This window comes from Micromonospora sp. C51 (genome assembly GCF_018070435.1).
GTDB classification, from domain to species: Bacteria; Actinomycetota; Actinomycetes; order Mycobacteriales; family Micromonosporaceae; genus Micromonospora; species Micromonospora sediminimaris.
Map to the genome: position 1 here is coordinate 12,839 of NZ_JAGPXQ010000041.1, position 26,262 is coordinate 39,100.

Annotated in this window: 28 protein-coding genes; 20 read left to right on the forward strand and 8 right to left on the reverse strand. The window is 68.9% G+C overall.

The window, feature by feature from the left end; all coding sequences use genetic code 11:
* The first annotated feature begins 91 nt into the window (after nt 1-91).
* Nucleotides 92-559: a hypothetical protein gene (locus tag KBX50_RS27150; protein ID WP_210940511.1), complete on the forward strand. Its 468-nt coding sequence runs from the start codon at nt 92-94 to the stop codon at nt 557-559.
* Nucleotides 560-725: 166 nt separating this feature from the next.
* Here the strand turns inward: KBX50_RS27150 and KBX50_RS27155 are convergent, their stop codons facing one another.
* A complete protein-coding gene (locus KBX50_RS27155) occupies nt 726-1,610 on the reverse strand; it encodes a hypothetical protein (protein WP_210940512.1) in 885 nt (294 codons plus the stop codon).
* A 701-nt stretch (nt 1,611-2,311) separates the two neighbouring features.
* Here KBX50_RS27155 and KBX50_RS27160 point away from each other — a divergent pair.
* From KBX50_RS27160 to KBX50_RS27180, 5 genes are all read left to right on the forward strand, one after another.
* Nucleotides 2,312-3,169, forward strand: a complete 858-nt coding sequence (locus KBX50_RS27160; protein WP_210940513.1) for a hypothetical protein — start codon at nt 2,312-2,314, stop codon at nt 3,167-3,169.
* Nucleotides 3,153-4,172, forward strand: coding sequence for a TRM11 family methyltransferase (locus KBX50_RS27165; protein WP_210940514.1), 1,020 nt, complete (start codon nt 3,153-3,155; stop codon nt 4,170-4,172). Before KBX50_RS27160 ends, KBX50_RS27165 begins: the two co-directional genes overlap by 17 nt.
* Nucleotides 4,173-4,336: 164 nt before the next feature.
* Nucleotides 4,337-4,606, forward strand: a complete 270-nt coding sequence (locus tag KBX50_RS33875; protein WP_374224739.1) for an NUDIX domain-containing protein — start codon at nt 4,337-4,339, stop codon at nt 4,604-4,606.
* Between the two features lie 40 nt (nt 4,607-4,646).
* Nucleotides 4,647-5,168, forward strand: a complete 522-nt coding sequence (locus KBX50_RS27175) for a SigE family RNA polymerase sigma factor (protein WP_210940516.1) — start codon at nt 4,647-4,649, stop codon at nt 5,166-5,168.
* Complete coding sequence (locus KBX50_RS27180) at nt 5,161-6,435, forward strand: rod shape-determining protein MreC (protein WP_210940517.1); 1,275 nt, start codon at nt 5,161-5,163, stop codon at nt 6,433-6,435. The genes KBX50_RS27175 and KBX50_RS27180 overlap by 8 nt, the downstream gene beginning before the upstream one ends.
* Before the next feature lie 69 nt (nt 6,436-6,504).
* On the opposite strand, the gene KBX50_RS27185 is transcribed toward KBX50_RS27180, so the two are convergent.
* Nucleotides 6,505-7,095: a hypothetical protein gene (locus KBX50_RS27185; protein WP_210940518.1), complete on the reverse strand. Its 591-nt coding sequence runs from the start codon at nt 7,093-7,095 to the stop codon at nt 6,505-6,507.
* A gap of 279 nt (nt 7,096-7,374) precedes the next feature.
* Here KBX50_RS27185 and KBX50_RS27190 point away from each other — a divergent pair, with 279 nt between their 5' ends.
* Both KBX50_RS27190 and KBX50_RS27195 read left to right on the forward strand, forming a co-directional pair.
* Complete coding sequence (locus tag KBX50_RS27190) at nt 7,375-7,647, forward strand: helix-turn-helix domain-containing protein (protein WP_210940519.1); 273 nt, start codon at nt 7,375-7,377, stop codon at nt 7,645-7,647.
* Nucleotides 7,648-7,738: 91 nt separating this feature from the next.
* Nucleotides 7,739-9,205, forward strand: a complete 1,467-nt coding sequence (locus KBX50_RS27195) for a tyrosine-type recombinase/integrase (protein ID WP_210940520.1) — start codon at nt 7,739-7,741, stop codon at nt 9,203-9,205.
* Nucleotides 9,206-9,348: 143 nt separating this feature from the next.
* Here the strand turns inward: KBX50_RS27195 and KBX50_RS27200 are convergent, their stop codons facing one another.
* Nucleotides 9,349-9,873, reverse strand: coding sequence for a class F sortase (locus KBX50_RS27200; RefSeq protein WP_210940521.1), 525 nt, complete (start codon nt 9,871-9,873; stop codon nt 9,349-9,351).
* 193 nt (nt 9,874-10,066) lie between these two features.
* Nucleotides 10,067-11,308 carry a hypothetical protein gene (locus KBX50_RS27205; protein ID WP_210940522.1) on the reverse strand — a complete coding sequence of 414 codons (1,242 nt, stop codon included), beginning with the start codon at nt 11,306-11,308 and terminating at the stop codon, nt 10,067-10,069.
* Nucleotides 11,309-11,691: 383 nt separating this feature from the next.
* Between KBX50_RS27205 and KBX50_RS27210 the strand changes: the two genes are divergently transcribed.
* Nucleotides 11,692-11,934, forward strand: a complete 243-nt coding sequence (locus KBX50_RS27210) for a hypothetical protein (RefSeq protein WP_210940523.1) — start codon at nt 11,692-11,694, stop codon at nt 11,932-11,934.
* Nucleotides 11,935-12,146: 212 nt separating this feature from the next.
* Entirely contained in the window at nt 12,147-12,740 is a 594-nt protein-coding gene (locus KBX50_RS27215) for a class IV adenylate cyclase (RefSeq protein WP_307871086.1), read from the forward strand.
* On the opposite strand, the gene KBX50_RS27220 is transcribed toward KBX50_RS27215, so the two are convergent.
* The 3 genes from KBX50_RS27220 to KBX50_RS33035 are packed head-to-tail and all read right to left on the reverse strand — an operon-like array spanning nt 12,737 to nt 15,269.
* Nucleotides 12,737-13,540 carry an endonuclease/exonuclease/phosphatase family protein gene (locus tag KBX50_RS27220; protein WP_210940524.1) on the reverse strand — a complete coding sequence of 268 codons (804 nt, stop codon included), beginning with the start codon at nt 13,538-13,540 and terminating at the stop codon, nt 12,737-12,739. The genes KBX50_RS27215 and KBX50_RS27220 overlap by 4 nt on opposite strands.
* Nucleotides 13,541-13,553: 13 nt before the next feature.
* Nucleotides 13,554-14,159 (reverse strand): dTMP kinase, encoded by a 606-nt coding sequence (gene tmk / locus KBX50_RS27225; protein WP_210940525.1) that lies wholly within the window; start codon nt 14,157-14,159, stop codon nt 13,554-13,556.
* A gap of 6 nt (nt 14,160-14,165) precedes the next feature.
* Nucleotides 14,166-15,269: a radical SAM protein gene (locus KBX50_RS33035; RefSeq protein WP_247674525.1), complete on the reverse strand. Its 1,104-nt coding sequence runs from the start codon at nt 15,267-15,269 to the stop codon at nt 14,166-14,168.
* Nucleotides 15,270-15,995: 726 nt separating this feature from the next.
* Here KBX50_RS33035 and KBX50_RS27240 point away from each other — a divergent pair.
* The 7 genes from KBX50_RS27240 (at nt 15,996) to KBX50_RS27270 (ending at nt 22,678) form a co-directional block, all read left to right on the forward strand.
* The gene (locus tag KBX50_RS27240) at nt 15,996-16,289 is read left to right on the forward strand and encodes a hypothetical protein (protein ID WP_210940527.1); all 294 of its coding nucleotides are present in this window, start codon (nt 15,996-15,998) and stop codon (nt 16,287-16,289) included.
* Nucleotides 16,286-17,740, forward strand: a complete 1,455-nt coding sequence (locus KBX50_RS27245; RefSeq protein WP_307871087.1) for an APC family permease — start codon at nt 16,286-16,288, stop codon at nt 17,738-17,740. The genes KBX50_RS27240 and KBX50_RS27245 overlap by 4 nt, the downstream gene beginning before the upstream one ends.
* 14 nt (nt 17,741-17,754) lie before the next feature.
* Nucleotides 17,755-18,798, forward strand: coding sequence for a hypothetical protein (locus KBX50_RS27250; protein ID WP_247674526.1), 1,044 nt, complete (start codon nt 17,755-17,757; stop codon nt 18,796-18,798).
* Nucleotides 18,795-19,988 (forward strand): histidine decarboxylase, encoded by a 1,194-nt coding sequence (locus KBX50_RS27255; RefSeq protein ID WP_210940529.1) that lies wholly within the window; start codon nt 18,795-18,797, stop codon nt 19,986-19,988. The genes KBX50_RS27250 and KBX50_RS27255 overlap by 4 nt, the downstream gene beginning before the upstream one ends.
* A gap of 31 nt (nt 19,989-20,019) precedes the next feature.
* The gene (locus tag KBX50_RS27260; RefSeq protein WP_210940531.1) at nt 20,020-21,141 is read left to right on the forward strand and encodes a class II histone deacetylase; all 1,122 of its coding nucleotides are present in this window, start codon (nt 20,020-20,022) and stop codon (nt 21,139-21,141) included.
* A gap of 70 nt (nt 21,142-21,211) precedes the next feature.
* The gene (locus tag KBX50_RS27265; protein ID WP_210940540.1) at nt 21,212-21,973 is read left to right on the forward strand and encodes a class I SAM-dependent methyltransferase; all 762 of its coding nucleotides are present in this window, start codon (nt 21,212-21,214) and stop codon (nt 21,971-21,973) included.
* 165 nt (nt 21,974-22,138) lie between these two features.
* Entirely contained in the window at nt 22,139-22,678 is a 540-nt protein-coding gene (locus KBX50_RS27270) for a hypothetical protein (protein ID WP_210940542.1), read from the forward strand.
* Here the strand turns inward: KBX50_RS27270 and KBX50_RS27275 are convergent.
* Nucleotides 22,672-23,487 carry a helix-turn-helix transcriptional regulator gene (locus tag KBX50_RS27275; RefSeq protein ID WP_210940544.1) on the reverse strand — a complete coding sequence of 272 codons (816 nt, stop codon included), beginning with the start codon at nt 23,485-23,487 and terminating at the stop codon, nt 22,672-22,674. The genes KBX50_RS27270 and KBX50_RS27275 overlap by 7 nt on opposite strands.
* Nucleotides 23,488-23,885: 398 nt before the next feature.
* Here KBX50_RS27275 and KBX50_RS27280 point away from each other — a divergent pair, with 398 nt between their 5' ends.
* The 3 genes from KBX50_RS27280 to KBX50_RS27290 all read left to right on the forward strand — a co-directional run bounded on the left by KBX50_RS27280 (nt 23,886) and on the right by KBX50_RS27290 (nt 26,244).
* A complete protein-coding gene (locus KBX50_RS27280; RefSeq protein ID WP_210940546.1) occupies nt 23,886-24,101 on the forward strand; it encodes a DUF397 domain-containing protein in 216 nt (71 codons plus the stop codon).
* 606 nt (nt 24,102-24,707) lie between these two features.
* Complete coding sequence (locus KBX50_RS27285) at nt 24,708-25,004, forward strand: hypothetical protein (protein WP_210940548.1); 297 nt, start codon at nt 24,708-24,710, stop codon at nt 25,002-25,004.
* 44 nt (nt 25,005-25,048) lie between these two features.
* Nucleotides 25,049-26,244, forward strand: a protein-coding gene (locus KBX50_RS27290) for an IS3 family transposase (protein ID WP_210940550.1) whose coding sequence is annotated in 2 segments (ribosomal slippage) — nt 25,049-25,334 and nt 25,334-26,244 — 1,197 coding nt in all. Because the reading frame shifts where the segments join, the coding sequence is not laid out codon by codon here.
* Nucleotides 26,245-26,262: the final 18 nt, after the last annotated feature.

The following is a 26,262-nucleotide window of genomic DNA, read 5'->3' on the forward strand; positions in this document are numbered from 1 at the left end:
CGGCTGTCCGCTAGCGTTCGGTGTGGGCCAGCCTGTCGTCTACGTGGCAGGCCCACACCGAATCCTGTGAAACACCCTTCGGGAGGTTGTGGTGGCGACCTTGCTGGGCAGCATTGACGCCACGCCCACCCCCGACCACTGCATGGTGACCATCATCGGCGGTGACTTCGATTCCTTCGGCCATCCCGACACCAACGCCGCCGTGCTCTGCTGGGCCGGCACCGAACAGATCCAGCTGTTCAGCGAAATCAGCGACGGCCACCGCCCACACGTCACCGTCGAGGCCTGGGACGGTCCCGCACCGACGGACACCGGCGAAGGGGAAGCCCACGGACATGCTGAATTGCACTCGACGAGCGGCACGCTGGGTATCAGCATCTTCGACGAGGAGATGCTGACCCCGTTTATGCCCATCGGAGCACCGGGGATATACGCCGTCGACGTGCACGCCACCGGCAGACGCCAGATCCGCGCGCTGTACGGGACACCCGCGTGGTTCGCCGACGAACTACCCACCGGCATCGAACGGTTCCGTGTCCGTGTCTGGCCCAAGCACTAACGCCGCCAGCACCTGACGACCCACCTCACCCCGCAAGCCGAACCTCACGGCCACCAGCTCGCGACCGCCGGGCGGTCCGCTGGCGCCCGAACCACGTGGAAGACCAGAACGCTGGTGGGCCTGGGCATAGATGCCCAGGCCCACCAGCGTGGGTGACTCACTTCGATCAGGCGGCCACCGTCACGCAGGCCCGGGCCGCGACGCGTGCGTCGGCTTTGCCGGCACGGATGCCACTGCGGCGCCTGGCCTGCGCTGCCGTCCGCTCGATGACGTCGGGCGCAGTGATCCCGGTGAGGCTGCCCTCGGCGACGGCCTGCGCGAGTCGCTCGTCGGCGCGGGCCAGCCGCATCCGCAACGCGTCCACGGTGATGCCGAGCCCGACGGCGATCGGTTCAGGTGCCCGCCGGCCCAGCCGGATCTCAATCCACGGCTGCACGTCCGCCTCGTCGATGACACCGAGGGTGCCGGCGCGCCGGACCAGCAGGTCCGGATGGCCATAGGGCACCTTCGGGGTCCGGGATCCGGCGAGGGTGGACTCGATGTCTTCGACCGGCACTACCTGGTCGTCGGCCAGCCGCACCTGTCGCGCGGCGCGGAACGCCGCCATGGTCAGCGACGCGTACACCGCCGGCCCCGTCAGGTCGCAGTGATCACGCAACGCCTCCAGGAAACCTGTCAGCACCTCGTTGTCGATGTCGGCGGTGTCGCCCCGGTACCCGGCGGACAACTGCCCGGCGATGCGCACGAGCGCGGGCATTGCCATCCCGACCGCGGCGATCGTCCACTCCTTGCCCCGCAACCGGGCCCGCAGCACCAACTCCCGCCACACCGCATCACGACCCGCGTACCCGCCGGGATGGGTCAGCAGCCAGTCTCGCAGCACCGGCAACGGCACCACACCGCACGGCAAACCCAGGTCCTGGCCGATGTCACGCGCCAGCCGGTCACAGTCAAGAGCCAACGGCGCCGGCCCGCGCGTCAGCGCCACGAACGCCGCGTCCGCGGCCAGTAGATGAGAGGACGGCCAGTGCAAGGTGTCGGACACGAACATGGCAAAACTCCCAGAGGACAAAAGGGGGACACGACAGCGGTGATGCCGCCGACGGACATCGGCGGATCCCGTGCGAGCAGTACGCCACCGGTGTCTGACCCGGGTATGACAACCACGCCCCGCACCTGGCACCGACTACGGCCAGCCGGGGTCTGACACCAGCCCTCCCCACCGGCCGGCAACACAAGCCCTGACCCAGGGCGCCCTCTGACCTGCGCTGTCAGCCCGGCGACCGCAGTGAATCGCCTCCGGGCACGCGCTTACCTACGAGCCCGGCGGCCGGTCTGCCGAACCCGCCGGACTGTCAGAACCCGAATGTCTGACACCACGTCGCTGACAGAATCCGCCCGCCCGTCCCGGGCTCGTGTCCGGGCAGGGATGTCAGGGATAGCCGCCGATGACAGGAACATGCCACTGTCCGCGGCGTCGGTGAAGGACGTCGCGGACGGGATCGGCGCCGGACACGTCCCTGTCAATGGTGACCGTTGATGTCCGATGCCGATGTCCACGTCGCACTCGTCGAGGTCAGACCGGAAAGTGGCCAGCCGGACACCGCCGCCACCGGGACACGAGTCACCGTCGGCGTCCTGCGCTGTCAGGCCGGTTGGCGTCCCTGTCAGATCGGCAGGTGTTCGCTCGGGCTGACGGACACCGATTGGTAGACGTCAGCGCATCACGGCGCGGCGCGGAGCCGACACCACATGAGCGAGCACTCCACGCCACAACCCGCCCACCCGGGCGGCACTGCCCACGTCCCTGCCATGGATCTGATCACCGGCGACCCGCCGGTGCCGATCACCGTCTGGCGCACCGCCCGCAGCAGCAACGATCACCACGGCATTCCCCGCCGGCTGGCCTACCGGCTCGTGGCCGCCTACAGCCGACCCGACGACGCGGTCGTCGACCTCACCGACACACACCTGCTGACCACCGCCTGCCTGCGCGGCAGGCGCCGACACCACCCGGCCTGGTTCACCGGCGACCCGGCGCTGGTCATCGGCCCCGCCACCCCGCACCACCCGGACACCTCCGACGACCCGGACACCGACGGACCGGAGGACGCGCCAGCGTGGTTCGGCGACGACCTCACCGACGGTGAACCAGCGCCTGCCGACAACCCACTCCACGCACTCGCCGGTGGCGGTGACGATCTTCAAGGGCGCACCAGCCTCGTGGTGGCCACCTGGCCGCTGGACGCCAGCAGCGACGCCGCCAACCGCGTGCGGCTGGCATGGCTGCTCGCCGCCTGCACCCGGCTGCTGCGCCCCGGCGGATGCCTCGTCCTTGTCGTCGCTGTCCCCGCAGGCACGGTCGCGACACCCGAGGACTTCACCCCCGTCGTCGACGCCGCCGCCAGCGCCGGACTCGGATACCTGCAACACATCGTCGCGGTCACCGCCGACACCGACGGTGACCGATTCACCTACCACGCCACCGTTGAGGAACTGCTGTCCCTGGCTCGAGCCACCGGCGCCGAGCAGCTCGTCCTCCACGTCAAGGTCCACGCCGACCTGCTCGTCTTCACCACCCCAGCACACGGTGGTGACCGGCATGCCTGACCCCACACCACAGCAGCCCACCGGCACACCAGACGGCACCGACACGCGCCCAGCCTGGCCCCAGGACCTGTCAGTGTGGGCGACCGCCCAGTCGACCGGCCCCGTCCAACGGCGCGGCCGATACGTGCCCCAGTCGGTCAAACACCCCGCCCGGATGCTGCCGGCGATCGCCGCCCACGCCGTGCGCTCCTACACCCAACCCGGCGACCTAGTCCTCGACCCCATGTGCGGCATCGGCACCACCATCGTGGAAGCCATCCACGCACACCGCGACGCCATCGGCGTCGAATACGAATCCCGCTGGTCCGACATCGCCGACCTCAACATCACCCACGCCCACAGACACGGCGCCACCGGACGCGGCTCCGTCATCCGCGGCGACGCCACCCGCCTGACCGCCCTGCTCCCCGCAGCCCTACAAGGGCAGGTATCCCTGGTCGTGACCTCACCACCGTACGGGCCGACCGTGCACGGTCTCGTCCGACCCGGCATCGATGGCGTCACCAAGTCCGACAACCGCTACGGCGACGACAAAGGCAACCTCGCCTACCGCAACTCCCTGACCGCGCTGGTCGACGGGTTCACCGACATCCTGCGTGGTTGTCACACCCTCCTACGCCCCGGCGGAGTCGTCGTAGTGACCGCCCGCCCGTGGCGCAAACGCGGCGAACTGGTCGACCTACCCTCAGCAGTCCTGGCAGCCGGCACCGCCGCCGGCTTCACACCCCTCGAACGGTGCGTCGCCCTGCTCGCCGCCGTCCGCGGTGGACGACTGATCGCCCGGCCGTCCTTCTTCCAACTCCAGCAGGTCCGCAAAGCCCGCTCGTCCGGCGTGCCGATGCACCTCATCGCGCACGAGGACGTCCTCGTCCTCGGCAAGCTCGAGAAGTCCGCGAGTTCGGCTGAACCCAAGTGTTCGCGCTGCGGACCCGGGTGTCCTGACGGGTCATCATGCCATGCGGATACCGGGGTTCACGGTAACTCGGGGAGGCGGACCTCATGAGGGCCGCCGATGAGTTCTCGGGCGTTGGTGGCCTAGCGGATGGCGGTGCCTTCGCTGAACCCACCGTGGCAATCGGTCGCCGATCATGCACCGGATTGGTCGGATGATGAGGGCGTTGATCAGCCGGTGGACTTCATCCGCTATGGCCGCAACCGCCTCGGACACTGGGGCGAGCGCAGTGCGCCGACGCTGCGGCGACCGCCGCCGACACCACCGGCGGCCAGTGGATCGTCATGATCAAGTGCCGCCGCGGCGGCAGGTGGGCGCTGCCCGGTGGCCACATCAGCCCGGGCGAGACCGCGGCCGACGCGGCGGCCCGGGATCTGATCGACAAACCGGGCTGGTCGTCACCCCCCACCGACCCGCGGATCGAGATAATCGATCGCCAAGAATTTCCGGAGTCACGGCAACGTTTGCTGGGGTCGAGAGCGTAGGTAGTGGCCGTGAGATCGAGACTGAGGGTGCGGGTGGCATATGCACGATCGCGAGGATGAGGAGGTGACAGCATTTGTACGGGCGCGTTACGGATCGCTGTTCCGGACCGCGTTCCTGCTGTGCGGAGACCGAGGAAAAGCCGAGGATCTAGTCCAGACGACGTTGGCCAAGACGGTTGTGGCATGGCCTCGACTGCAACGCGCAGAAGGCGTCGATCACTACGTTCGGCGCATTCTAGTCAACACCTTCGTGACCTGGAGGCGGCGCCGATCCTGGTGGGAGCAGCCCTTGGGTCGGCTGGTGGAGGGCCAGGCACGCGACGAGTACGTGGGGGTGGAACAGCGGGACTTGCTCCGCCGGGCGTTGGACGGGCTGCCAGCACGGCAGCGTGCCGCAGTCGTACTGCGCTTCTACGAGGACCTTTCCGAGCAGGACACGGCGCACGTGCTGGGTTGTTCGGTTGGCACGGTCAAGAGTCTTTCATCGAGGGGTTTGCAGACTCTACGTAAGCAGTGGATTGAGGCCGACGCTGTTGCTGATCAAGAGGTGCGCTATGCATAACACGACAGAGTTCCGTGACGGCCTGGCGGATCTGGCCGAGTCGGTGGTACCGGCCGAGGGCTATGAAGGCAAGATCATGCGGCGGGTAGACCGGCGTCGCAGACGGCGGCGTATCGCCGCCGGAGCCGCGGCTGCGGTTTGCTTGGCGGTGCTGGTCACGATGTTTCGGGTTGTCGGATTCGGGCCCGCACCGCAACTCGCTGCTCCGCCACCGGACGGCCCGTTTCTGGGCTGGTCCGCGGTGGGAGACGTGGACGCTGGCCTGGTACGTGAGGCCACCAGCGTCTGGGACCGTGCCAACTCGGCAGGTCCGCACACTGATGTTCGGGCCCTTGTCGCGACGCGCCATCCACGCCTGCGCTCGACGGTGGTCGTCCTGCAGGGATACGACAAGCAGGGCGACGCGAGGCTAGCGTTCTTCACCGGTGATTCCGGTGCGGCGGACGCGTTGCGGATGCGGGTTGATCGGCCAGCACCCGACCCGACGAAGACTCAGGTGATAAGTCTGGTCAGTCCACGGTTGTCCGGAGCCGCCGGCGTGGTCAGTAATGACTCCTGGGGCACCTATGCCATCGCCCTCGCCATGCCGGGCGTGACAGCGGTCCAGGTGTCAAGCACCGCAGTCGATAATGAAATGATACAAGAACCGGACGGCCCCACCAGTCGGCTTGTCGTAAAACGACTCCCGATCGCTGCTACCGCGCAGACGACGACGATCGCGGGGTTCAGCAAGCCGAAGCGACCGTTCGCCAGCCTCACGAAGGTGTTCGAGGTGCCTGGTGAGGACGGGGCGGACGGCGACGCGCGGGCCGTACCAGCTGAGGTGGTCGGTAGGAACGGCCAACAGGTAACAGTGGCGTTCCCGAAGGATCAAGGAGTGCGGCGAGGGCAACTAGCCGTCGTCGCCGAGGGCTTGGTCGGACGCGTAACGGCAGTCGATACCGTCCGCAACGAAGCCACTGTCGACCTCGTTACCAGCACCGGATTCGCTGGCCAGGTGTACACGAATATCAGCAACGTTCCGGGTTCCGTACGCGGCACCGGCGGAAAGCTAGTCATGGAAGGCATTCCCGAAGACGGTGAGGTTTATCAAACCAACCGTGTCTTAATGCCGGATCCATCCCAGCAGAACAACCAGGTTGGGGCCGTCACGATCGGGCGAGCGTCTGCGGACAAGCCGGCAGGCGGAACCACCGTGGAGCTTACGCCAACAGCCAACCTTGCCAACCTGACTAGGCTGTCGATCATGACCCCATCCGCCCCCTGACGGCGACCCGCCGACGCTAAGGGTGCGCGGAGGCGACTCGCCTCCGCGCACCCTTAACAGGTCTGCAGGTTAGTAGTGGACCGAGCCGCTGCCCGAAGCCTTGGCGATGTCACCGCCGGAGTTGTTCGTAGAGAAATAGCGAAAGTGCATAGTTGTGTTCGTCGGAACGTTCGACCAGCACCAGGTACGCATCACGCCGTCAGTGGGAACGGTGATAGTTCCGCCCGCTGAAAGGGTAACCTTGAACTCATGGTACGACTCCTCGGGAAAATCCCACGTGGCTTCGATGTCCTTACAGAAATTCGTCCGCGTGGATCGGAAGTCTCGGCCGTCCATGCTCCACACTCCACTGAAGGTGTAGGAGAAGGGAATTGCGTCCACGGCGAAAGGAGTCACGCCCGTCGTGACCGTAGGACCGTTCTGAGTGTAGTGGTCGATCGGGCCCTGAATCTTGGGCGCCTTTCCGGTAACCCTCATGGTCACGTTCGGCGGCAGCGACGCCCACACGGCGGCATTATTCGCCGCGATCTCGGCGGCGCTAACCGTCGATTTTGCCTGCTTGTTGCCGGCCGCTTCGGTTTCAGGTGCAGCTTGAGCCGGGGCGGCCAATAGTAGGAATCCTGCGGTGACGGCAGCGGCGGCTCCAAGGGACCGCTTCACTAACGAGTGTGACACTCTGTGATCCTCCCGTGCGGTTTGGGTGACTGTTCGACTCTGTCATTAACCGAGCCGTCACTACAAGACCGACTGTCGTCGATATATGTGCGCCTTCTCACCAGCATCGGGTCAACGTGCCTAGCGGAGATATGGTATTGGTAGGATTCTTTACTGGAGGGTGGCTCCGGCAAGGGTTCGTTGAGCCAACTCCGCCACCCTGTCCCTAGAGGCACGCCACCCCAGGTGGCGTGCCTCTTTCTCGCACCAAGAAGGACAAATGCCATGTATGACACGAATCGCACACCCTTCCAGAACACTTCAGCATCCCCGCCCGCCTGGACGATCGAGCGCATCCGCGCGCTCGGCGCGGTCACCGATGTCGCCACCGCTGGTGAGATCTTCGGCATGTCCCGCAGCAGCGCCTACGAGTTGGCGCGCGGGGACCGGCTGCCGGTGCCCGTGTTGCGGGTCGGCTCCCGCTACCGGGTCTCCGTCGCGGCGATCCTGGCCGCTCTCGGCGTACCCAGCGAACCCCCGACCCCACCCGGGACTTGATCGCGTCGCCGTGTCGAGCGTCGATCACCACCCGACGGACACCCCACAATCCGATGCCCGCCACCGGCGGGCGTCGGCGAGGAGAGAACTCGTGGCAGACGGATCCATCACCAAGCTCTGTAGCTGCCGCACAGACGGCAAACGTCTCGGCGCACGATGCCCCAAGCTGCGCCGGGGCAACGGGTGGAACCCCCACCACGGCACGTGGCGCTACCAGCTGGAACTTCCCCTCGACGCCGCCGGTAGGAGGCGGCAACTGCGCCGCGGCGGCTTCGACACCCGAGACAAGGCCGTCGACGAACGCGACCACGCCCGCGCGCTGCTCGACCTCGCCGGCCGTGACGAGATTCGACGCCGGCAGATCGCGGACCTGCTGCAAGCGGTCACGCCCCAGCAGCCGCTGCCCGCCCACGATCACGTCGCCCGTCGCATCCGCGCCGACGTATCCACCGGCACCCAGCTCACTGTCGGCCAGTACCTCGCCGAGTGGATCAAGGGGCGGACGAAGCTGCAACCGGCGACGCGGCGCAGCTACCAGGACCACATCACCGCGTACTGGGCACCCCATCTGGGTCGGGTTGCTCTGCAGGATCTCACCGCCGCGGACATCGAATCGGTGTTCACCGCGATCGAGTCCCGCAACGCCGAGATCTTCGCCGCTAAGGCCAGCCCTGTGAAGGAGGTCCGGGACACGGTCAAGGGGAAACGGACGGTCGGTGCCGCCAGCCAGCAGCGCATCCTGGCGACCCTGCGCAAGGCGCTCAACGACGCGCGCCGTCTCTACCATCACCGCCTGATCGACCGTAATCCGGCCGAGTCAGTCGAACTGCGGTCCGGCAAGTCACCGAAGCCCAGGTTGTGGACCGACGCGGCGGTCAACCGGTGGCGTCACACCGGGCAGCGACCAAGCCCGGTGATGGTCTGGACGCCCGCCCAGGTGGGCGCGTTCCTCGACATCGCCGAAGCCGAAGAACCCGAGCTATATCCGCTGTTCGATTTGGCTATCCACCGCGGCCCCCGTCGAGGTGAGCTGTGCGGTCTGCACGACTACGACGTCGATCTGGCAGCCGCCGCGATCACCATCACCAGCCAGCGCACCAGCGTCGGCTACCAGGTGATCGAGAAGGGGGTGAAGTCGGCGGCCGGGGACCGGGTCGTCGACCTCAGCGACGACACCGTGACAACCCTGCGCACCTACCTGCAGCGCCGTGCGGGGTGGAAGCTTGCCGCCGGCGACGCCTGGGCCGACACCGACATCTTCTTCGTCCGACGCCGTGACGGCCAACCCTGGCACCCGGAGACGGTCACCGGCCGCTTCGACCGGCTCGTCGCCCGAAGCGGCCTGCCCCCGGTCCGGTTCCACGACATGCGGCACATCGCCGCGACCCTGATGCTCGCGGCCGGGGCCAGCATCAAGGAAATCCAGGACACCCTCGGCCACTCCTCGTACACGATGACCGCCGACATCTACACCTCCGTCCTCGCGGAGTTGAAGAGGACCACCGCCCAGGCGACGACCAAGCTCGTGCCACGCCGCAACCGCCCGAAGGCGGCATAACGCCCCACCGATGGCACGTTGCTGACCTCGACGCGGCACGGGCCTCATGCAGGTCCGACGGTCAGGTGGGGTCCGGGTAGCACGTCTGGGTGTTCCCGTGCCGGTGGTGAGAGTGCTCCGGCTGGTGGGAGGAGCACGTGCGGTCAGTCTGGTTGGCCGACGACGATGCGGTTGGCCTCGAAGCCGAGTGGCCCGCCTATCCAGCGGCCACCGCAGGTGACCAGCACGATCCGGTGGGGCCCGTGCTGTGCGAACAGGTCTGGGGCGCGGCGGGGCAGGTCGTTCTTCGCCACGGTGTGCACCTCGGTGATCCGGTAGCGGCGCGGACGTCCGTGCCGGTCGGTGACCTCGATGGGGCCGCCGTGCTCGGCCTGCCACAGTTCGGCGAACGGACCGACTTTCCCCTGCCAGTTGACATGCCCGGCGAGGACCGCCGCTCCGCGTGCGGCGGGCAGCTCCGAGCCCCACCAGGTCACCTCGGTGACCCCGTCGGGTACGGGCAGCGTGCCGTCGGCCCGGATGTCCCGGCGGACGAGGCGGGCCGTGCCGCCCTGCGGCAGCCGGACGGATCCCGCCGCCAGCAGGGCCGGCTGGGACGGCGCTGTGACGGCCGTGCCGGCGGTAGCAACAGCCGTCGGTCCCGGGCCGGCGGCTGCGGTGGGTGTCACGGGCCTGGTCGATCCCGCTGTCGGGTCGACGGGGCTCGGGGTCGGTGCGCTTGTCGCTGTCCGCTGTTGGGACAGTCCGGCGGTGGGCGGTGGCGGCGTTTCGGGCGACGGGACCATCAGGCGGCGGCGGTGACCATGCCGGTCACCGCCGCCGTCAGCAATCCGGTACGACGGGTCGTGGACCGCGCGCTCATCAGGGACGTTGACGCGGCTCACCCGGCACCGCCCGGTGGCGGCGTCGCAGCCGCAGCAGGGCGAGCAGGGAGAGCACGGTCGCGGTCGCCGCGAGGGGCGAGGCTGGGCCGCTCGCCACCGGCCGTTCGACGAAGGTGGCGGATATGGCTTCGGCTGGCTGATCGCCGGCGGGGATCTGCGTGGGGACCGTCGGCTGCGGCCAGGGCGGGCAGCCCTTGGGCAGTTTGAGTTGCAGCAGTTTGGCCACGCGCAGCCGGCCCTCGGGTGGGGCCCAGAGCAGCCGGACGTCGAGGAGGTCGGCGGTGGCCTGGTCGAAGTCGGCGTTGCGCTGCCGGGTCTTCGTCATCGCACTAAGAAAGGCGTCCAGATCCTGGTTCCCGGGCGTGGCCGGGCCCAGGTCGGCGGGGAAGATCGACCGGAAGTTGGCCAGAGGCTTCCCGCCGGGGAACACGTTGCCCCGATTCGCCGTCAGACTCTGCCGGCCCTTCGCGTCCCGGGTGTTCACCAACGCCAACAGCAGGGTGTTGGCGCGTCGGGTCAGCTCCGTGCCGCCGGTGACCAGCTTCGGTTGCTCGAGCAGCACCTGCCCGTAGTAGCCGGCGTGGAGCGTGGTCGCGATGTACTCCTCCATCCCACCAACGGCGGGATCCTGGTGCAGCGTCTCGTGCGCCATCGCTACACCCAGCAGGCTGAAGTTCTCGAAGCGGTACCGCTCGTTGAACAGGATCTCCGGGTCGCCCTGCGCGTTAGGCGAGACCTGCGCGACCGTAGTCGGGGGCAGCGCCGCGAAGTGGACCCGGGCGTAGAGGCCGGAGCGGATCGTGTCGACGCTGACCTCGGACGGACCACCGACCAGCGACGCCAACGCCGCCCGCAGGTTCGGGTCCGGAATGACCTTCTTGATCTTCCGGTCGTCGAAGACCGCCAGACCTCGCGCCACCACCCCTGGATGCCGCTTCGCCCTCGGCAACAACGCCTTGGCCAACTGCACCCGCAACTGCGCCTCCGTGATTCGTCGCGGTGGCGCCGGCACCATCGGCGGCGCCTGCGCATAGGTCTCCGGCGTGAACAGGTTCACGTTCGTCGGCGGGAACGGCGGTTGGGCCAGCACGCGCTCGGCAGGACAGGGTTTGCCGCCGCCACGCGGCTTACCGTCAGCGGCCGACACCGGTGCAGGTACGCCGGCCGCTGTCACCAGGGCGATCCCGGCGGTGATGAACATCCTCGTGGCTCGGCGCATGATCGAGTCACTCCTCTACGCGTGGGACGCATCGTCGCCGGACCGCGGGACGGTCCGGCGAGGCCTGCTCGGCATCCCGAGCGAAGGCAGTCGCAAGAAGTCAAGCAACGACAGTGGCCCCAAAAATGCACAAAGGCTCGCTTATAACTCGAAAAGGCGAACAGCCGTACACATGTCGAGTGAGAGCTGCCTCGCCGAGGCAAGCTCGCATCGATGGCGTGGCCTCCCCTGCCGGGCGGAGACCGTCAAACCGGGGACGTTCACGGCTGCCGCCTGCCCACCTGCGGCGACTGGCTACCGACCGGGAACCACGCTGCGGCCCTGCTCCAGCTCGGTTCCGTCTTGTCGGTCATGAAGCGGTGGGCCGCCGCTAGGTTGTGACCGTGGTGGTGGTCATCGTGGTGGAGAAGTTCGGCGCGGACGGCTTCCTTGAGCGTTCGTGGGATCTGCCGCCCGGTGTCGTAGAGCCACTGCGAGCGCACGTCACCGTGACGCGTGACGGTGGGATCGTGGACGTGTGGCCGGTGACGTCGGAGGTCGCCGTCATCGTGCAGCCCTGGATCGGCGAGCCGATCGATGTCACCTCTGGTGTCTGGTTCGTCAGCTCCGCCCGGGTGAGCGCGTAGGACGGCCAGCGCCGACCGAGGCAGCCAGATGACGGCGGCGATGACGAGGCAGGTTCGGAAGCGGGAATGCCCGTCTGCTGTTGGGGTGGCCAGGGCACGCCTTTACATGAGCCGACTACAGCAACTCGCCTCCGCTGACTGCTCGTCGCTGCCTGTTGTGCCAGGGCGTGGCTACGTTCTGCTGCCGCGGTCGGACCGTAGGCTGCCACGACGTGACGACCTTCGACGCGCCCGTGGCGGCGGAATCGACCGTGATGGCTGTCTGCGAGGTGGAGGTCAAGTACCGGGTCGTTGACCTTCCCGCTCTGGAGATGGCTCTGGCCGCGCGTGGGGTGGTGCTGTCGACGCCGATCGTTCAGGACGATCAGGCTTATGCGCGGGTCGGGTGGGAGTACGGGCATTCCAAGATCGGTGTGCCGTTCGCGCGTCTGCGTACGCAGCGGGGGCGGCACCTGTTGACGGTGAAGACTCCGGTGGCCAACGAGCAGTCGTGTATGGAGCACGAGACGGAGGTGGCCGACCGGGATCAGATGCACGCGGCGATCCAGCAGTTGGGTTTCTACCCGACGGTACGGATCCGCAAGACCCGCCGCACCGCCACGGTCGGCCGGATGTCGCTGTGCCTGGATGAGGTGGACGGCATCGGCTCGTTCCTGGAGATCGAGCGCATCATCGCGGCCGGTGAGGAAGGCGAGGAGGTCCAGGCGGACCTGCACCGGTTCGCGGTCGCCTTGGAGGTGCCGTTGAAGCGGACCAGCGACACCTACGACTCGTTGATCCGCGCGGCGCAGACGGCCAGGGTTTAGAACAGTGTGGCCGGCGCGGCCACCGGCGACACGGCAACGATGCTGGTGGTGTCGGTGGGCAGGTCCAGGTCGACGGTGACCGCGGCGTGGTCGGTGAGACCCTGCTCGCGCGGCTCCTGCAGGTAGCCGCCGCCTCGAATCGTGTCGCGTAGGGCGGCGCCGATGTGCAGGTAGTCGAAGCGGTAGCCGTTGCCGGCCCGCCCGAACCAGCTGTGCTGCTGGACGCCGGGAGCCAGGTGGGCGTGCGCGTCGGTGAGACCGGCGGCGGTGAGCGCGTCGAACAGGGCGTACTCGAACGGCCGCCACACCCCCGGGTAGGGCGGCTGGTGGTCGCGGGGGATGACGTTGTAGTCCCCGCCGAGCACCAGATGGGCCCGCTCGTCGGCCGTCATCCGGTCGAGGGTGTCGGTGAGGGAGGCCAGGAACGCCCGTTTACGTTCGACCTTGGCCGGGGCGCGGTCGCTGGAGGGCACGTAGACGCCGAGGACCGTGACCGCCGGATCGGTGTCGATGGTGGCGGCGACGGCCCGTCCGGGGACGCTGAGTCCGGCGGTGAGATCCGGGCGGCCGGTGACCGGAATCCGGCTGATCATCGCCGCGCCCCGGTCACCGGGCAGGGGTGGGTGGTGCACGTGGCAGCCGGCGCGACGGAACTGGTCGAGCAGGTAGGCGCTGCCGTCACCGGCGCTGGTTTCGGTCAGCAGCAGGATCTGCTCGGGCCGGTCGGCGAGCCACCGCAGCAGCGCGTCGGCGCGCCGCCGGGAGGTGGCCTGGATGTTCAGCGTCAGGATCGACAACACACCGGCGAGCCTGTCAGGCCGCGCGCCGGTGGGCGAGCAGCGGGTCCAGCGTGTCGAGGATCGCGGAGGCGACCTGGTCCGGGTTCCGGCCCCGGCAATCGACGGTGGTTTGGTGCCACGACTGGCGGCGCAGGAACGCGAACGCCTGGTCGTAGAGCTGCAGCTCCCGCTCGGGAGTGCCGGCGGCCTCCAAGCGGGTCAGCTGCCGGCGGGCGGTGAGGCGGGCGCCGATGGTGTGCGGGTCGTCGACCAAATAGAAGCAGACGGCGGGTTGCAGCACGTACCGGTTGTAGCTCCAGATCTCCCGCAGGTCGACCGCGTCGACGCGCTGCAGCACCAGCGAAGACTGCACATACCGGTCGCTGATGACGAGGTGACCGGCGTCGAGCGCGGGGATGATCTCGTCCTCGACGTGCAGCGTGCGGTCGGCCGCGATCGCGAGGGCCAGGGCCCGGCCGTGGATGACGTCCTCGGCCTGGCGCAGCAGCTCCCCGAGCCGGGTCCGGGTGGGCTCGGATGTCAGATGCACGAGGTGGCCGCGGTGGCGCAGCCGTTCGGCCAGCAGGCCCGCGATGGTGGTTTTACCGACGCCGTTGGGTCCCTCGATCACGATGAACATGACCGGTCACCGCCGAACGGTAGGGGTCGGCAGCAGCGGGAACCGGACCGCCTCGGGTGGGCACTGCTCGGCGTCCGGCGCGCCGATGCGCTGCCCGGCGGCGACCACCGCCGCGGGGCAGCCCTTGCCGCAGGAGCTGGTCAACGCGCACGCGCCGCAGGTCGGCTCGGCGCCGACCTGGTAGCGGTCGTGGAACCGGTACGCGTCGAGGACGTCGGCGATCTCGCCGTCGAAGATGTTGCCGACGAGGAACTCGCGGTCGGTGTGCCGTGACTGCGGTGTCCGGGCGGCGAAGACCAGATAGGGACACACGGCGGTGTCACCGTTGGCGAACACGTAGATCAGGGTGCCGGCGTCGCAGCCGGACAACGGCCGCTCGTCGTTGGGGAACCGGATCGGCACCAGCTCGACCCGATCGGCCAGCGGCGCGGTGGCTGCCGTGATCGCCCGCATCGTCTGCTCCGGTGCGGCAAGCCGGCCATGGGACCTCACCCCTCGGCCGAAGCTCGACAGCGGGTTCATCAGCACGTACTGCGCGCCCAGGTCGGCGGCGAACGCGCACAGCTGCGTGAACTCCTCAGGGCGGGTCAGCACGTTGGGCGTCGACAGGATCCCGTGCAGCAGCCCGGCGTCAGCGAACCTGCGGGTCGTGTCGACGGTGACCGCGAAGGAGTCCCGGTTTCCCCGGAACCGGCCGTGCGAGGCAGGACGGAACCCGTCGAAGCTGACATTGACCCGCACGGTGCCCAACTCGGCGAGCGCGGCGATCTGCGCGTCGCTGGTCTGGGTCGCGTTCGTGCAGATCTTCACGGGCAGGTCCATCCGCGCCGCGGCGGCGCACATCTGCACCAGGTGCGGATGCGCGAACGGTTCCCCGCCGGTCATCGTCAGCCGGGTCACCCGGGCCCGCCGCAGCCGAGGCAGGACCACCTCGACCATGTCCTCGAGCGCGATGTCGACTCCGGTGTCGGTGGAGGAGACGAAGCAGTGCGCGCAGTGCAGGTTGCACCGCTCGGTGATCTGCACCAGCGCCTTGCGCTCACCGTCGTCGACGGAGGTGCGGAAGTAGCAGGAACTGGCGTGGGTGTCGACGACCAGACGTTTCCTCATGACCCCTCCCAGCGTCCGCGGGCCGCAGACGTTTGCGCCGCCTGGCCTGCCCGTGTCGGACTTTTTCGTTCAGGAGACGGGTCGTCTGCGTGTGTCGACCACCCTCGACACCGAAATCCGACACGCCGACAGCCGACACGCCTGCGGTCCGGCTCACCCTCACACCCCGCGAGCCGAACGGAGTGGCGGCCCGACCGGCGTGACAGGGATCAGCCGGGAGCGGGCTGAGCGTCGTTGCGACCGTCACCGGGGGCCGTGCGGATGTCGATTTTTCGCGTCGACAGTGGTCGACAGTGCACCGTCTGGCCATAACTGATCCCACGACATCGACCGCTGCGGCATTCGCACGACCCGGTACGGCAGGTGACCCGACACCCGCCCGAGCCGGTCGCCGGGTCGCAGCCCGGTGAGGCGAGCGGACGCTCGCGTCACCCGCTCGTGGGGAGGCACAGGTGCGAGTCCCGTCCGACCCGTCCGCCGACCGGACGAACACATCTGCGGCTGCGTCCCGGCGCGGCGGGACGCGGACTCGCCCAATTCGGTGTCCGCGCCGCCACCCCGAGCGCCCCGGGTCTCACCCGACGGCGGCAACCGTCGGCCCACTCGTGAGACCCGGGGCAGCACCCGGCCCCCCTGTCACACCGTCTCGACGACGAAGGAGCATCCCTCGTGTCAACCGTTCGGACCCGTCACCGCCCGTCACGTCGATCGACAATCCGCACCCGGATGGCGGCGACACGAGCCCCCACACCTGTCAGCCCTCCGGTCGAGGACGGGTGGGGTTACGCGATCCGGCGGGTGTGGCGCAACGGCAGCCACGACCTGTTCGGGTTCACCGCCGATCGGCACCAGGCCGACCGGGCCCTGGCCCGCGACCACCGCTTCTGGCGTAGCGGCCCGGTGCGGCCGGCGGCGGTGTACGTGGTGGCGACCCCGGCCTGCGCCGTGATCGCCCATCCGGTCGACGGTTGCCGCAGCTCGTCGTGCCCCGACGTGCCGCAGCGGGGTGAGGTGCGGTGACGGCGGGCGTGCAGGTGGCGCTGGAACGCAGAACGGTGACGCCGTTCGGGTTGTGGGTCTTCGGATCGCAGGCGTCAGCGCCGCTGGTGGTGCTGGTCGGCGGTATCCCGGCGATCTACTCGACCACCGGGGTGAGCGCGCTGCCCCTGACCTATGTACTGGTCGCCGCGGCGGTGGGCGTGCTGGCGGTCGGGTACACGGCGATGGCGCGTCAGGTCGGGCACCCGGCGGCCTACTACGGCATCCTCGCCCGCGGTCTCGGGCCCGGCTGGGGGGTGGCCGGCGGCATGGTCGCGTTGGTGGCCTACAACGCGATCCAGATCAGCCTCTACGGGCTGCTCGGCGCGACCCTCGCCGCCCAGGCCGGCGGGGCGTGGTGGGTGTGGGCGGGCATCGCCCTGGCGGCGGTCGCGGTGTTCGGGCGGTGGCCGATCCACCGGTCGACCCGGGTTCTGACCGCCGTCCTGGTGGTGTCGCTGCTGATCGTCGCCCTGTTCGTGCTGGCCGGTGTGGGTCACGCCGCGGCCGGCGGCCTGTCCTGGGAGGGCTTCGACGCCTCCGGGTTGGCGGTCGGGGGCATCGGCGGGGCGGTGGCGTTCTGCGTGGCCTCGCTGATGGGCATCGACGCCCCCGGCTCGTTCGTCGAAGAGGCCGTCGACCGGCGTGCGGTGAGCCGGGCCACCGTGGTCGGGGCGCTCGTGCTCGGCGGGGTGTATGCCGCGGCGGCGTGGGCGATGGGTGTGGCGGTCGGCCCGCACACCGTGGCCGACCGGGCCGCGGCGGACGCTGATCTGCCGTTGACGATCCTGGGCTGGTTCGGCGCCTGGCCGGTGGTCGTGGCCGGGGTGACGCTGCTGCTCGGGGTCGCCACCGCGACGCTGAGCTTCCACAACGTGGTCGCCCGGTACGTGTTCGCCATGGCCCGCGAGGGGGTGCTGCCGGCCAGGCTCGCCGGCACCGAGGACGGCAGGCGGGTCAGCGCGCCGCGCGGCGGATCGCTGACCCAGACCGGCATCGCCGCGGTGGTGGTCGCCGGGTTCGCCGCCGCCGGCGTCGACCCGCTCACGCAGATGTTCACCTGGCTGTCCACGCTGGGGGCGATGGGCCTGCTGAGCCTGCTGCTGGCCGCGTCACTGGCCACGCTGACCGCTACACGCCCGGTGCGCGGTGAGCGGGCCAGCGTGTGGCAGTGGCGCCTCGCACCCACGCTCGGTCTGATCGCCGGGACGGTGCTGCTGGGCCTGATGGTCCTCAACGCGGGCAGCCTCCTCGGCGCCGCACCCGGGTCCCTGGTCCCGCTGCTGCTGCCCCTGATCATCGCCGCCGCCGCGGTGCTCGGCGGGTTGTGGGCCGAGCATCTGCGGCAGTTCCGGCCGCAGGTCTACGCCGGTATCGGCCGTGGCACGCCGGCACCGAACGCGGTGCCCGACGCCATCACCATCTCGATCTGACGAGGACCGCGATGATGACACACGCCCAACGACCTGTCGGCCACGCCGGTGGCCGCGTCGACCCGCTGCATCCCGGCTGGCACCCGCAGCACGACCAGGCGCCTGTCAACCCACAACCCCCAGACGGGTACCGCCCGCCGATCGGCTACGGGCCTGGGGCCGGCTACGGCCCACCGCCCGCGCCGGGCTACGCCACGCCGTCCCACTACGGATCTGCCTCCGCCTACCCGCGCACGGCAGAGCCTGCGCCCACGCCACCGCCGCCCCCACCCCCATCTGGTGGGCCGTTCGCACCGGCCGGGCAGCCCGGCAACGAGGTAGCGGGGCGGGACGAGCGGTGGTGGGCGGATCTCCGTCAGCAGGTGGTGTACCGGTGCACACGTCTCAACGCCGGGCACCTGCACGCCGCCGACGAGCGGTACGGCACCCGCGAGGCCCTCGGCCCGCACGCGGTGATGCTGTTCTTCACCTCCGACGCCCCGGCGGAGCCGCAGGGGTTCCGGCTGCACACCGCCGTCCGGCTGTTCCTGTCCGCACCCGAGTCGCACCATCTCCCGGCGCTGCTGACCGACCTGGCCGGCATCGCCCGCACCAACATCGCTCACGGGGCGGCCGCCGGTCAGCCGTGGCATCCCCTGGGTCCGCAACGGTCGATGGTCAACGGCGGCGACATGACCCTCCCACCCGACGCGACCTACGCCGGCGCGGGGGTGAGCACGCTGGACTCCGCCGACGGCTCCTGGTACCAGCTCGCCCACGCCCTGCGCAGCCCGTCCGGCACCGCCTACAGCAGGTCGGTCTTCGACCTCAAGGGCCAGTGCTACGTGCTGCTGACCGACGACACCGCCATCAAGGTCGACCGCGACCCCCACGCCCGACGCACCGGCGACGGCGTGCGCTCCAGCAAACCCCTCGACGCCTCCTGGAACTCGCTCTGGCACAACCCGCACGCCACCCTCACCGAGCAGGGCGACTCCGCGATCCGCGAGGTGTGGCGGCGTCTCGCCGCCCTGCACGACATCCTCCGCGTGCACCTGGGCGGGGAGCCGGCAGCGTGACCCTCGATCTGGCCGCTGCCGCGGACCTCACCCGCGACGACATCGACGTCACCGCCGTACTCGATTATCTCGTCCACACAGCCGATGCCGCCGCAGCGACGAGCATCGGATACCCGGGCGCGGTCGACCTTGACCCCACCCCGGTCATCACCCGCCTCGGCCGCCGGCTGTGGAACAACATCGGCGACCCCGCCGACACCGGGGGGGTGGCGCATACCCGGGTGCTGGAACAAGCCGTGATCGGCTGGGTCGCCGACCTGCTCGGCATGCCGGCCGAGGACCGGTGGGGCTACGTCACCACCGGCGGCACCGAAGGCAACCTGTCCGCCCTGCACGCCGCCTACCGACGGTGGCCGACCGCCCGCATCTACTACTCCACCGCCGCCCACTACTCCATCCCCAAGATCGTGAACATGCTCGGCGCCTCCACCGTCGTCGTGCGGGCGCACCCCGACGGGGAGATGGACTACGACGACCTCGCCGCGCAGATCCGCAAACGCCGGCGATGGCCCGCGATCGTCGTCGCCACGGCCGGCACCACCATGACCGAAGCCGTCGACGACACCACCCGTGTTCACGCGATCCTCACCGAGTACGGCATGGCCGGGCACCTGCACGTCGACGCCGCCCTGTCCGGCATCCCCCTCGCCCTCGACGGCCAGCTCCGCCTCGACGACGCCAGCGGCATCAGCAGCATCGCTATCAGCGGCCACAAGTTCCTCGGCGTGCCCACACCCTGCGGGGTGGTCCTCATCCGCGACAGCGCCCGCACACCAGCCCGGCAACCGATCGCCTACACGGCCAGCGTCGACACCACCATCACCGGCTCCCGCTGCGGCCTGGCCGCCGCCCTGCTGTGGCACGCCATCGCCGCACACGGCCGCGAAGGCCACCGCTGGCGGGCAAGCCACGCCCGCAGCGTCGCCGCGTACGCCGTCGAGCAGATCCGCGCGACCGGCTGGACAGCCCGCCGCTGGCCCCACGCCTTCACCGTCGTCCTACCGACCCCACCCGAGCCGGTACGCGCCAAATGGCTGCTGGCCACCGACGGGCCCCTGAGCCACCTCATCTGCATGCCCGGCATCACCCGCGGCCAGATCGACGCCCTCGCCGCCGACCTGGCCGCCGCCATCCAGGCACCGATCCCCCACCCCCGCACACCACACCCCACGTTCACCACCGCGCCCTGACCCTGGCACCCGTTCACGGAGGCGACACCCCATGCCCACCGGCTACGTCTTCCACCCGCACTACCTGTGGCACGACACCGGCACCAGCGACGGCCTCCTGCCCCCAGATCCGTCCGCGGGCATCCCACCCGGCACGCACGTCGGCAACGCCGACACCACACGCCGTATCCACGACCTGATCCACGCCAGCGGCCTGCTCCGCGACCTCGTCGCCATCGAGCCCCGCGAGGCCACCATGACCGAACTCCTGCGCGTACACACCAGCGACCACGTGCAGCACATCAAACAGCAGAGCGACCAGCCTCGGGGTGGAGACGCCGGCGACGGCTACTCCCCGGTGGGCCGGGGCAGCTACCGCATCGCCCGACTCGCCGCCGGCGGCCTGACCGAACTCGTCACCCGCGTCGCCGAAGGCGAGGTCACCAACGGGTACGCCCTGACGCGGCCGCCGGGCCACCACGCCACCGCCGACCACGCTATGGGCTTCTGCCTGTTCAACACCATCGCCGTCGCCGCCCGCCACGCCCAGACCACACTCGGCCTGCCCCGCATCGCGATCGTCGATGTCGACGTCCACCACGGCAACGGCACCCAGGCCATCTTCTACGCCGACCCGACCGTCCTCACCATCTCGTTGCACCAGGCCAATTGCTTCCCACCCGACTCCGGCGCCCTGCGCGAGAACGGCGCCGGCGCGGGTGCCGGGTACGCCCTCAACGTGCCGCTACCGGCCGGCACCGGCCACGCCGGCTACCTCCACGCCATGCACCAGGTCGTCCTGCCCGCCCTCGACCGCTTCGCCCCCGACCTGATCCTGCTCGCGGCCGGCTTCGACGCCAACGTCTTCGATCCCCTCGCCCGACAGATGCTCACCGCCGACACCTACCGACAGATGACCCGCCTACTCGTCGACGCCGCGGGGCGGCTCTGCCACGGCCGCCTCGTCGCCGCCCACGAAGGCGGATACAACCCCTGGTACGTGCCCCACTGCGCCCTCGCGTTCCTCGAAGAACTCGCCGGGACCACCACCCACCTGCCCGACCTGTACGCCGCCGTCGTCGCCGGCTACGCCGCCGAACCGCTCCTGCCCCACCAGCGCACACCCATCGAAGTCGCCGCGCAGCTCATCGACCGCATCAAACCCGCCACCTGACCCACGGGTCAGGCGCGGCCGACGCCGATGCCACCGACGTCACCCACACCCAACCTTGAAGAGGAACCCGATGACGATCACGTCGCTGCCCACCAACCCTGGGCCCCTGCATCTGTTGCTTGACCCGGTCATCCGCACGGACCTGGATCGGATCGACATCCGATCCCACCAGTCGGTGCTGGAGATCGGGGCCAGCCCCGGTGAGATCACCGCCGGGCTGGCGCAGCTCGTCGGCTGTTTCGGGTCGATCACCGCCGTCGACCACGACACCAGCCGCCTCACCTCGACCAGCGTCATCGACGTCCAGCAGCGCGACCTCGACCGAGACCTCCTGCCCGGCACGACGGACAGCTATGACCACATCGTCGCCCGCTGGCCGCACGGCCCCCTCCGCGACCCGGTCGACGTGCTCGAACAGATGATCGCCCGGCTACGGCCCGACGGCTGGCTCCTCCTGGCCGACATCACTGCCACCCCACCGCGGATCTACCGGACACCCGCAGATGAGGACACGAGCCTGATCGACCGCATGCTGCACCAGATCCACCGCGCACTCACCGGCCACCACGGGACGCCAACGTGGACCAGCGACATCGAGACCCTGCTTGTGGACCACGGGATGGTGCAGCACTGCGTGCACACCACCACCGAGACCTGGACCGGTAACGGCCCCGGATGCCGCCTCCTCGCCGACATCGCCGCACACCGTCAGCCCACCCTGACCGGTGTCACCTCCGCCGACATCGACCGGTTCACCGCCCTCATGACCGACCCCCGTGTGGTCCTGGCCTCCTACGAGCGGCGAGTCATCCACGCCCGCACGGGCATCTGAACGCGGACTCTCCGAGGCGAACCCCGCTCTCGCGGCTCGCCGCCTCCACCGCACTCCTCGACCGTCGTGGATTGCTTCTGGCCACCAACCGTTACCCCGATGCGACCGGTCTGGCGCCGCCGGCCCGGAGGAGCGCGGGGTGGCCGACACGACACGCCATCCCGCGTGGCGCGCAACCGGAGCCACCTTCGTCGGATAACCTGCCATAAGCAACTTGCCTTAGGCGGATCGGAATTTGCGTTCTGCAAGTCTGAGGGTGACCGCGAGGGTAGATGGAGGTTCTCGATGATGGTGACCGGTGGCGGTGTGACGACGGACCCGGTGTCCGACGTCGACGTGTCGTCCATGCGGCTATCGGTGGCGGTGACGCCGCCGACGACCCCGATGGCCGGCCCGTTGCGGGCGGCCCTGACGGTCCGGAGTGAAGTCGTGAGCCGGGCTGTGCTGGCCGCGGTGGCGTTGTCTGCGGGAGCGGCCGTGGGTGACATGGGGATGGCAGTCCTGGCAGGTGTGCTGCTGATCGCGTTGGCCTACCCGACCGGACGTGAGTCGGTGAAGGTCGTCCTGCAGCCGGTGTGCGGCCGGTGGCACCTCGACGACTTCGACGGAGGCGGGAGGGAACCGAGGGCGGTCAGGCGTGAGGCGGATGTGATCCCTGTGCCCAAGCCCCGTCATGCGCGGGGCGGTGACCGAGATGGTCAGTGATGCCGGTAGCGGTCGAGGGTCTTCCGAGCAGTGTCGGAGTCGCCGGGGACGGCCTGTCCGTACAACGCGCGGAACGAGGCCTTGTAGCCGTCCACCATGTCGGCGTCCTCGACGAGGGCCACGTCGTCGGGCTGGTTGTCGAGGTAGACCACGTCGGGATCAAGGTCGGAGTCGAACTCGTGAAAGGAAAACGGACCGACGAAGCCGGTTTCGGCGGCGGTATCTTGCTCGAGGATGACCAGATCGAGGCGAGGTAGCAGATCCAGGATCTTTTTGATCTGATTTCGCATCACGTCTGGGCGGTGGACGGGCTTGAGCGCGCGTTCATCCAACACGACACGCACTCTGCACTGCCGACCGGCCGCAAACACCCGAGCCTGCCGAGCCATACGGAGCCGCACCCTCGCTTCGGCGGCCTGACTGTCGTTGCGGTAATGCGGACCGGCGGTGACCACCAACCGTGCGTAATCCTCGGTCTGCAGAAGCCCAGGGATCAGGAAAGGGTGGTACTGGCTGATCTGTGTGGCATCGTCCTCATAGCCCAGGAAGTCCATGTAGGAGGCCGACACGTACTCCCGGTACTCCGCCGCCCAGTGACGTCGGCGCGCCAACCGCGCCAAGTCGATCATCTGGGTGACCTCGTCAGGGTCGCTGACGCCGTAAAGGGACAGCAGCACCCGGAGATCGTTGACCGAGATGCTCACCGTGCCGCTCTCGATGCGTACGACCTTGGACAGCGACCATTCCATCTGGCTGCGGACGTCCTCAAGCGAGTAATTGCGACGAAGCCTCATGCTGCGCAGCGCCATACGCAGGCGTCTGCGATTAGTCGTCGGCCCCTGCCCGCCCGTCCTCACGTCCACGCCTTTCCGCCGATAATTGCAACAGGCAAAAGGAACGCGGAAACTTGCCTGTAGCAGTTTGCTTTCGCCTGTCCGGCTATGGCTAGTGGCAATAAGCTAGCAGACCATCCCATCCAGCCCCACGTGGGCCAATGGACCATGACATTCGTAGCCGAACCCGGCACTGCCCTGCTACTTTGCTTACAAAGAGCAATCGCCTGCAAGACGCAACGTGAGGGTGGTTGCTCGACTGGCGGGCATCCTCCACGCCGACGAGCCACGAAAACGACAGATGATTTCGTCCGATTCGCACAACCACCCATAACTACGACCCCCAGCACGAGTCAGAAAATTCAGGAGGAAGAATGGAGAAGAACGAGTACTCGGCGCCCTTGTGGACACGACGCAGCTCCAAGTGCGCCAACGACCACTGCGTCACCGTCTCGCGCCATGATCGCGGTGTAGACATCTTCGACTCCACCGACCCCGGCACCGCACTGTCATTTCCCGACAGCACATGGAGGGCCTTCCTCCTCACTTTCGCGAACCCGCGATCTTCGCGAGATTCAGAGCCGACGTGACTCACTTGATCGGCGTCCCCAAGCCCAGTTCTGTGTCAGCCCTGGGACTGTCGGCTAGTTGACACCACTGGCGGGGCGTCTCTCTGGGGCGCCCTGCTTCATTCGGTCTCTCCTTCACGTACCAACAGCAATACGTACGCGAGCCCACCGTTGCCCGGTCGCGATGGTCCCACCAACAGGACTTCTTGCCGCTAGACACTACGAAAGGCCGGCCCTGCGATGTGGGCACGACACGGCGGAGCAGCACCGGAACGCCGACCGTGGAACTTCCACCGACGCCGCCGAGCAGCCTTGCGGCCAGCGAGCACCTCTCACGCGATACATGTCGTCCGGCCATCGCCGACGACGCCCGACTCGGAGTAGCCAATCTGCGAAGACGAGGAGATGGCCCGCATCAAATAGATCTCCGGAGGGCAGCTGACGGGAACCCAATCCAGGCAAAATGCATTTCTCACGTACAACCCCGCCCCACCCTTCGCGGAAGAGGGCGACCACGACCTTGATGCGACTGCTCCGCCGACTGAGAGCGATGTGACCCGACAAGCGCTCCAATCGTGTCCTGTCGTATGACCGCAGCCATCGGTGCAGGTAAGGACAATGTCCGCCGTGACAGAGGTCGAGTGGACAGCGGCTCTCGCCGAGTTCGTGCGCAGCCGGGCAGCCGGTGAGGCGCCTGACGAGATCACTGCCTTGGCGATTACGGAACGAATCATCGAGTCGTTCCCCGAACCCACACCTGCGCACGCCGTGCGATGGAAGCTCGCCGCCTGGCGGCGCCAACCGGTGGACCCGACCGTAGCCGACGCCGTCGAACGGGTCGCGCGCGTCCTCATTCACACCGACACAAGCGCCACCATCAGTCGTCAGCAGGTGGGGAGTTGCCCCCTGGTCCTGGACACTTGAGCCTTGGATCGTGATGGTCCGGGGAGATCAGGAGTCCCTGACAGATGGTGATGAAGCACTACCCCGCCGAGTTCAAGGCCGACGCGGTCGCGTTGTACCGGTCTCGGCCGGGGGCGACAATCGCGCAGGTCGCTGATGATCTCGGGGTCAATCGAGAGACGTTGCGCAGTTGGGTCCGTGCCGATGATCAGCGTCGGGGCGTTACGGCGGGGCCGGCGGCGCCGGCGGTCGGCTCGGTGGAGGACGAGAACGCGGCGTTGCGACGCAGGGTCCGCGAGTTGGAGGAGGAACGGGACATTCTGCGGAAGGCGGCCCGGTATTTCGCCGGGGAGACGCGCTGGTGAACCGCTTCCAGTTCGTCGCGGACCACCAGGCACGCTACGGCGTGAAGCGGTTGTGCACGGCTATCGGGGTGTCCCGTTCGAGCTTCTACTACTGGCGCTCGGCCGCCGAAGCGCGGGCCGCCCGCCAGGCCGCGGACGTCGCTCTCGTGGACCGGATCCGGGCGGTGCACACCGCGCACGACGGCACCTACGGGGCACCACGGGTCACCGCCGAACTCCGCGACGCCGGGCTGGCGATCAACCGTAAACGGGTCGCCCGGGTGATGCGCCGCTTCGGCGTGCAAGGACTGCGACTGCGCCGACGAACTCGTACGACGGTGCCGGACCCGGCCGCGGCGAAGGCTGCGGACCTAATCGGCCGGGACTTCACCGCCGGGCGGCCGAATCAGCGCTACGTCGGCGACATCACCTACCTACCGGTCGGTGACCGTGGGTTCCTCTACCTGGCCACCGTCCTGGACCTGCACTCCCGGCGCCTCGCGGGCTGGGCGATCGCCGATCACATGCGCACCGACCTGGTCATCGACGCCCTCAACGCCGCCCAGCGCACCCGGGGCAGCCTGCACGGGGCGATCATGCATACGGACCACGGAGCCCAGTACACCTCGAGGGCCTTCGCCGAGGCCTGCACGGCGGCAGGGGTCCGACAGTCGATGAGCGCTGTCGGTAGCTCCGCCGACAACGCCGCCGCGGAGTCGTTCAACGCCACCTTCAAACGCGAGACCCTGCAAGGCCGCCGCGCCTTCACCGACGAACGCGAAGCACGCCTGACCACGTTCCGCTGGCTACACCGCTACAACACCGTCCGACGCCACTCCCGCCTCGGACAGCAATCACCGATCACCTACGAGAAGAACACCCGCCCGACGCCAGCTACGCTGGCCCCAGCCGCATAAACCCCGTGTCCAGGATCA

Bases quoted from the DNA above. Each gene is read 5' to 3' on its own strand.
- KBX50_RS33035 (WP_247674525.1), bottom strand. From the start codon at position 15,269: ATGAGGAAACGTCTGGTCGTCGACACCCACGCCAGTTCCTGCTACTTC.
- KBX50_RS27240 (WP_210940527.1), top strand. From the start codon at position 15,996: ATGGCGGCGACACGAGCCCCCACACCTGTCAGCCCTCCGGTCGAGGAC.
- KBX50_RS27275 (WP_210940544.1), bottom strand. From the start codon at position 23,487: ATGGCGCTGCGCAGCATGAGGCTTCGTCGCAATTACTCGCTTGAGGAC.
- KBX50_RS27280 (WP_210940546.1), top strand. From the start codon at position 23,886: ATGGAGAAGAACGAGTACTCGGCGCCCTTGTGGACACGACGCAGCTCC.
- KBX50_RS27175 (WP_210940516.1), top strand. From the start codon at position 4,647: ATGCACGATCGCGAGGATGAGGAGGTGACAGCATTTGTACGGGCGCGT.
- KBX50_RS27260 (WP_210940531.1), top strand. From the start codon at position 20,020: ATGCCCACCGGCTACGTCTTCCACCCGCACTACCTGTGGCACGACACC.
- KBX50_RS27205 (WP_210940522.1), bottom strand. From the start codon at position 11,308: ATGCGCCGAGCCACGAGGATGTTCATCACCGCCGGGATCGCCCTGGTG.
- KBX50_RS27190 (WP_210940519.1), top strand. From the start codon at position 7,375: ATGTATGACACGAATCGCACACCCTTCCAGAACACTTCAGCATCCCCG.
- KBX50_RS27265 (WP_210940540.1), top strand. From the start codon at position 21,212: ATGACGATCACGTCGCTGCCCACCAACCCTGGGCCCCTGCATCTGTTG.
- KBX50_RS27155 (WP_210940512.1), bottom strand. From the start codon at position 1,610: ATGTTCGTGTCCGACACCTTGCACTGGCCGTCCTCTCATCTACTGGCC.
- tmk (WP_210940525.1), bottom strand. From the start codon at position 14,159: ATGTTCATCGTGATCGAGGGACCCAACGGCGTCGGTAAAACCACCATC.
- KBX50_RS27160 (WP_210940513.1), top strand. From the start codon at position 2,312: ATGAGCGAGCACTCCACGCCACAACCCGCCCACCCGGGCGGCACTGCC.
- KBX50_RS27250 (WP_247674526.1), top strand. From the start codon at position 17,755: ATGACACACGCCCAACGACCTGTCGGCCACGCCGGTGGCCGCGTCGAC.
- KBX50_RS27180 (WP_210940517.1), top strand. From the start codon at position 5,161: ATGCATAACACGACAGAGTTCCGTGACGGCCTGGCGGATCTGGCCGAG.